Annotated in this window: 6 protein-coding genes; 1 reads left to right on the top strand and 5 read right to left on the bottom strand. The window is 67.6% G+C overall.

Going from position 1 to position 5,438, the window contains the following annotated elements:
* Positions 1-100: 100 nt before the first annotated feature.
* The 4 genes from E1263_RS41795 to dnaK are packed head-to-tail and all read right to left on the bottom strand — an operon-like array spanning position 101 to position 4,304.
* Positions 101-571 (bottom strand): heat shock protein transcriptional repressor HspR, encoded by a 471-nt coding sequence (locus tag E1263_RS41795; RefSeq protein WP_132177925.1) that lies wholly within the window; start codon positions 569-571, stop codon positions 101-103.
* Positions 571-1,752, bottom strand: coding sequence for a molecular chaperone DnaJ (gene dnaJ, locus E1263_RS41790; protein WP_132177923.1), 1,182 nt, complete (start codon positions 1,750-1,752; stop codon positions 571-573). The genes E1263_RS41795 and dnaJ overlap by 1 nt, the downstream gene beginning before the upstream one ends.
* A gap of 18 nt (positions 1,753-1,770) precedes the next feature.
* A complete protein-coding gene (gene grpE / locus E1263_RS41785; RefSeq protein WP_238162053.1) occupies positions 1,771-2,439 on the bottom strand; it encodes a nucleotide exchange factor GrpE in 669 nt (222 codons plus the stop codon).
* Positions 2,436-4,304 carry a molecular chaperone DnaK gene (gene dnaK / locus E1263_RS41780; protein ID WP_132177921.1) on the bottom strand — a complete coding sequence of 623 codons (1,869 nt, stop codon included), beginning with the start codon at positions 4,302-4,304 and terminating at the stop codon, positions 2,436-2,438. The genes grpE and dnaK overlap by 4 nt, the downstream gene beginning before the upstream one ends.
* Positions 4,305-4,518: 214 nt before the next feature.
* On the opposite strand from dnaK, the gene E1263_RS41775 reads away from it, so the two are divergent.
* Positions 4,519-5,010, top strand: coding sequence for a GNAT family N-acetyltransferase (locus E1263_RS41775; RefSeq protein WP_132177919.1), 492 nt, complete (start codon positions 4,519-4,521; stop codon positions 5,008-5,010).
* Positions 5,011-5,082: 72 nt separating this feature from the next.
* Here E1263_RS41775 and E1263_RS41770 read toward each other — a convergent pair.
* A partial coding sequence (locus E1263_RS41770) for a type I phosphoribosyltransferase (protein ID WP_132177916.1) occupies positions 5,083-5,438 on the bottom strand: 356 nt, incomplete at its 5' end.

Here is a 5,438-nt window from a genome sequence, read left to right as displayed (position 1 = left end):
GGGTGGGACTTCGGCTGTGGAGGTGTCGAGGGGGTGTCGACGCCCTCCACCGGATCCGGAGGCCCCGAGGGGTGGGGTTCGGGACACTCCGGTGGTTCAGTTAGTACTGGCCGAGCTCCAGCGGCTGGGTGCGGATCCAGCGCGTTGTGGTCTGCTGGCGGCCCATGGCGATCACGTCGCCGGCCGGACCGGCCGAGAAGACCCGGCTGACGGTGCTGCGTCGGGAGACACCGACACCGCGCTGGACCTCTGCCAGGAGCTGGTTCACCCGGGAACGCAGATCCTCTACTTCCGACTGTAGCGCGAGGATGTGCTGAATACCCGCGAGGTTCACACCCTCTTCCTGCGACAGATGCTGCACATACCGCAGCCGCGCCACGTCGTACGCCGAATAGCGCCGGCCGCGGCCGGACGCCCGGCTCGGAACCACTAGTCCGAGCCGGTCGTACTGCCGCAGGGTCTGCGGATGCATGCCGGCCAGTTGGGCCGCCACCGAGATCACGTAGATCGGGGTGCGGTCGTCCCAGGTCGGCACCTGGCCGAACGGGCGGCTCTTCGCTCCTGAGGCCATCAGGAACTCCCGAACAACCCGGCCCGTAGATCAGGCTGCTCCGACGCCGAGTTGAACTCCTGCAGCTTGGTGCGCTGCTCGTCGGTCAACTCGTGCGGGACCTGGACCTCCAACGTCAACAGCATGTCGCCCTTGGTGCCGTCCCGGCGCGCCGAACCCTTGCCCCGAACGCGCAGTTTGCTGCCGTTCGCCGTACCGGCGGGGATTCGGACCGTGACGGGCAGACCGTCCAGGGTCGGCACCTTGATCTCGGCGCCGAGCGCGGCCTCGGTGAAGCTCACCGGGACGTTCAGCGTCAGGTGCTCGCCCTGGCGACCGAAGACCCGGTGCGAGTGCACGTGCACGGTGACGTAGAGGTCGCCCGAAGGGCCACCCCGCTCGCCCGCCGCGCCCTTGCCCTTGAGCCGGATTCGCTGGTTGTCCTGGACCCCGGCCGGGATCCGGACCTGCATGGTCTTGCTCGACTGGCCACGGCCGGAGCCGTGGCAGGTCTCGCATGGCTGGTCGACGACCAGACCGCGACCCTTGCACTCGGTGCACGGCTCGGTCATGGCGAAAACGCCGCCCTGGACCGAGGTCTGCATCCCCGTGCCTTCGCACTTGAGGCAGACCTTCGGCACCGTCCCGTACTTCGCTCCGGTGCCGCGACACGTCTTGCACGGCTCGTCACTGGTCATCCGCAGCCCGACAGTCACACCGTTGACGGCCTCGGCGAACTCGATCGACGCCTCGGTCTCGATGTCCTGCCCACGCCGCGGCCGCGCGGTGGTCGTGGAGGTCGAGGACCGGCCACCACCACCGAACATGCCACCCAGGATGTCGCCCAGCCCACCACCGGCACTGGCCGCGCCACCTTGGCCACCACGGTTGAACAGGTCACCGACGTCGAAGTTGAACCCGCCGCCGCCCTGCTGACCGCCGCCCGGCATCCGGAAGCCGCCGCTGCCGAACAGCCGCCGCGCCTCGTCGTACTCCTTGCGCTTCTTGGCGTCCCCGACGACGTCGTACGCCTCGGAGACCTCCTTGAACTTCGCCTCCGCTCCAGCGTCACCCTGATTGGAGTCCGGGTGGAACTTCCGCGCCAGCTTGCGGTACGACTTCTTGATCTCGTCCTGCTCGGCGGTCTTGGAGACGCCGAGGACCTTGTAGAAATCTTTCTCTATCCAGTCCTTCGTGCTCATCCGACGCCTCCCCTCCCGCTACTCGGACTTGTCTGCGGCCTGTTCGTCATCTGCAGTGCTCTCCACCGGTGCGTCCGGAAGTTTTTCCGTCGGCTCCGAGACTGCCACCCGAGCGGCCCGCAGGACGCGCTCACCGTGCCGGTAACCCGGCTGCATCACCATGGTCGCGGTCGGGCCGTCGACCTCGTCGGAGTAGTTGTGCAGCAAGGCCTCGTGGATGCGCGGGTCGAAGGCATCACCTTTCTCGCCGAACTTCTCCAGGCCGAGCTTCTCGGTGACCCGCTCCAGCGATTCCGCGACCGCCTTGAACGCGCCCTCGAGCTCGCCGGCCTCACGGGCCCGGCCGACATCGTCGAGGATCCCGAGCAGCTCGGTGAGGACCGAACCGATGACGAGCTCACGGCTCGCCTCCCGGTCCCGGTCCACCCGGCGCTTGTAGTTCACGTACTCCGCCTGCAGCCGCTGGAGGTCCGCCGTACGCTCCGAAAGCGCCTCCGTGAGGAGGGCCTCCTGAGCCGACGGACCCGTCAGCGACGAGATGTCGTCCGGAACTCCTGCTCCGGCGGGAGCGTCAGCTGATGTCTCAGTGGGCTCCCGCACCTCTCCGGTCTCCGGGTCGATCCGGCGCTTGTCGCGGACGACGGGGTCTCCGTCGCCGAACTCGCTACCAGTGGATCCATCCGTCACTTGTCGTCCGCCTTCTTGTCCTGCGGCCGGTCCTCGTCCACGATCTCGGCGTCGACAACATCGTCGTCGTTGTCGGCCTTGGCCTGCTCGTCGGTCGGCGCGCCGCCTTCTTCGGAGCCGCCGGCGGCAGCGGCGTTCGCGTACATCGCGGCGCCCATCTTCTGGCTGGACTGCGACAGCTTCTCCGACGCGGTCTTGATGGCCTCGTCGTCGGTGCCCTCGAGCGCCTTCTTCAGCTCCGCGATGCCGTCCTTGACCTCGGTCTTGACGTCGTCGGGGACCTTGTCCTCGTTCTCCTGCAGGAACTTCTCGGTCTGGTAGACCAAGCCCTCGGACTGGTTACGGGACTCGACGGCCTCGCGGCGCAGCCGGTCCTCCTCGGCGTACTGCTCGGCGTCGCGGACCATCTGGTCGATGTCGGTCTTCGGCAGCGCGGAGCCACCGGTCACCGTCATCCGCTGCTCCTTGCCGGTGGCCAGGTCCTTGGCGTTCACGTGCACGATGCCGTTGGCGTCGATGTCGAAGGTGACCTCGATCTGCGGCACGTTGCGCGGCGACGGCGGCAGGCCGGTCAGCTCGAAGTTGCCGAGCGACTTGTTGTCGCGGGCCATCTCGCGCTCACCCTGGTAGACCTGGATCATCACCGACGGCTGGTTGTCCTCGGCGGTGGTGAAGATCTCCGAGCCCTTGGTCGGGATCGTGGTGTTGCGCTCGATGATCTTGGTGAACACGCCACCCTTGGTCTCGATGCCCAGGCTCAGCGGGGTCACGTCGAGCAGCAGGACGTCCTTGACCTCACCCTTCAGCACACCGGCCTGCAGGGAGGCGCCGACAGCAACGACCTCGTCCGGGTTGACGCCCTTGTTCGGGTCCTTGCCGGCGGTCAGCTCCTTGACGAGCTCGGCGACCGCGGGCATCCGGGTGGAGCCACCGACGAGGATGACGTGGTCAACCTTCGACACGTCGACGCCGGCGTCCTTGATGACAGCCTTGAACGGCGCGCGGGCGCGCTCGAGCAGGTCGTTGGTGAGCTTCTGGAACTCGGCCCGGGAGAGCTTCTCCTCCAGGTGCAGCGGGCCGGAGTCGGTCAGGCTCAGGTACGGCAGGTGGATGCTCGTCTCGGCGGCGCTCGAGAGCTCGATCTTGGCCTTCTCGGCGGCTTCCTGCAGCCGCTGCATGGCCATCTTGTCGCCGGACAGGTCGGTGCCGTTCTTGTTCTTGAACTGCTTGACCAGCCACTCGACGATGCGCAGGTCCCAGTCGTCACCACCGAGGTGGTTGTCACCGGAGGTGGCCTTCACCTCGAAGACGCCGTCACCGATCTCCAGCAGCGACACGTCGAACGTGCCACCACCGAGGTCGAAGACCAGGATGGTCTGCTCGGCGCCCTTGTCGAGGCCGTAGGCCAGCGCGGCCGCGGTCGGCTCGTTGACGATCCGGTGCACCTTCAGGCCCGCGATCTCGCCGGCCTCCTTGGTCGCCTGGCGCTGCGCGTCGGAGAAGTAGGCCGGCACGGTGATGACCGCGTCCGTGACCTGCTCCCCGAGGTACGCCTCGGCGTCCCGCTTCAGCTTCTGCAGCACGAAGGCGCTGATCTGCTGCGGGTTGAACTTCTTGCCGTCGATGTCGACCGACCAGTCCTCGCCCATGTGGCGCTTGACCGAGCGGATCGTCCGGTCGACGTTCGTCGTGGCCTGGCGCTTGGCGACCTCGCCGACCAGGACCTCGCCGTTCTTGGCGAATGCCACCACCGAGGGCGTCGTGCGCGCTCCCTCGGCGTTGGGGATGACGGTGGGCTCGCCACCTTCCAGTACGGCGATGACGGAGTTCGTCGTACCGAGATCGATACCGACCGCGCGGGCCATGCTTTACCTCCACGAGTTGAGTGATACAGACTCAATATTGCCGTTCGGTCGCCCGGTATTCAAATCCGTGGAACCTGGAGTTGAGCCTACTTGACTCAACAGTGCCCGAACCCCGGGTCATTCCCAAGGCCGATCACCGATTTCGGGGTCAGGATCGGGGTTCGGCCAGGGAGACCCCTCCCCTGGAATAGGCCTTCCATGGGACTCTGACCAGGTGAAACTCCGCCCGCTCATCCCAGCCGATTACGCCTCGGTGCTCACCCTCAACGCCACCGCGGCCGCGGCCGGCCTGGTCGACCCGCTCGGAATGGACCGCCTCGACTGGCTCCGGCTGATCGCGGCCCACGCCGTGGTCGTCGAGGACGACGACAAGCTGACCGCCTTCCTCCTCACCTTCACCCCGGGATCGGCGTACGACGGACTCGAGTACGGCTGGTTCGGTTCGACGTACGGGGATCGGTTCCTCTTCATCGACCGGATCGTCGTCGACCCCGCCCACCGCCGCCAGGGCGTCGCCAGCACCGTCTACCGCGCCATCGAACGCTCGGCGCAGCCCTTCGCCCGAGTGGTCACCCGGGTCCGCTCCGACCTCCCCGACAGCCCCGGCCACGCCTTCCACACCGCCCGCGGCTACACCCAGGTCAGCACCCAGCGAAACCCCAGCGGCGGCACCATGGCCCTGCTCGCGAAGGAGCTCACCGCTTAACGTTGGCCCGCCCGGCAACCGCCGACGCCTGCCGCCCCCACACGGGGCACGCCTAAGGGCGGCAGGCCACGCTTACAGCTGCCGCACGTCCAGCAGCGCTCGCAGTGGCAACTCGTGCCGCAAGCGCGGATCCGTCAGCCCGTCGACGATGCAGGCTGCCCCGACCCACCGCGCGCCACAATCAGCCACCAACTCCCGCGCCGTCCGTGCAGTCATCCCGGTATCGGCCCAGTCGTCCACCATCAACACCCGATCACTCGGCCTGACCAAGTCACGCCGAAAGCCGAACTCGACATGCCGATCGCGGTAGTCCGGCCCCGTCGTCCGCTGCACCCACCGGTCACTGTCCATCGCCGGCCCGTCGTTCTTCCGCAACTCCACGAACCCGACCCCCAACGCCACCGCGGTCACCGCCCCCACCAACGACC

This window comes from Kribbella antibiotica (assembly GCF_004349055.1).
In the GTDB taxonomy this organism is placed as follows: domain Bacteria; phylum Actinomycetota; class Actinomycetes; order Propionibacteriales; family Kribbellaceae; genus Kribbella; species Kribbella antibiotica.
The sequence above is the reverse complement of the archived record's forward strand: the minus strand, read 5'-3'. Positions and strand labels throughout refer to the sequence as shown.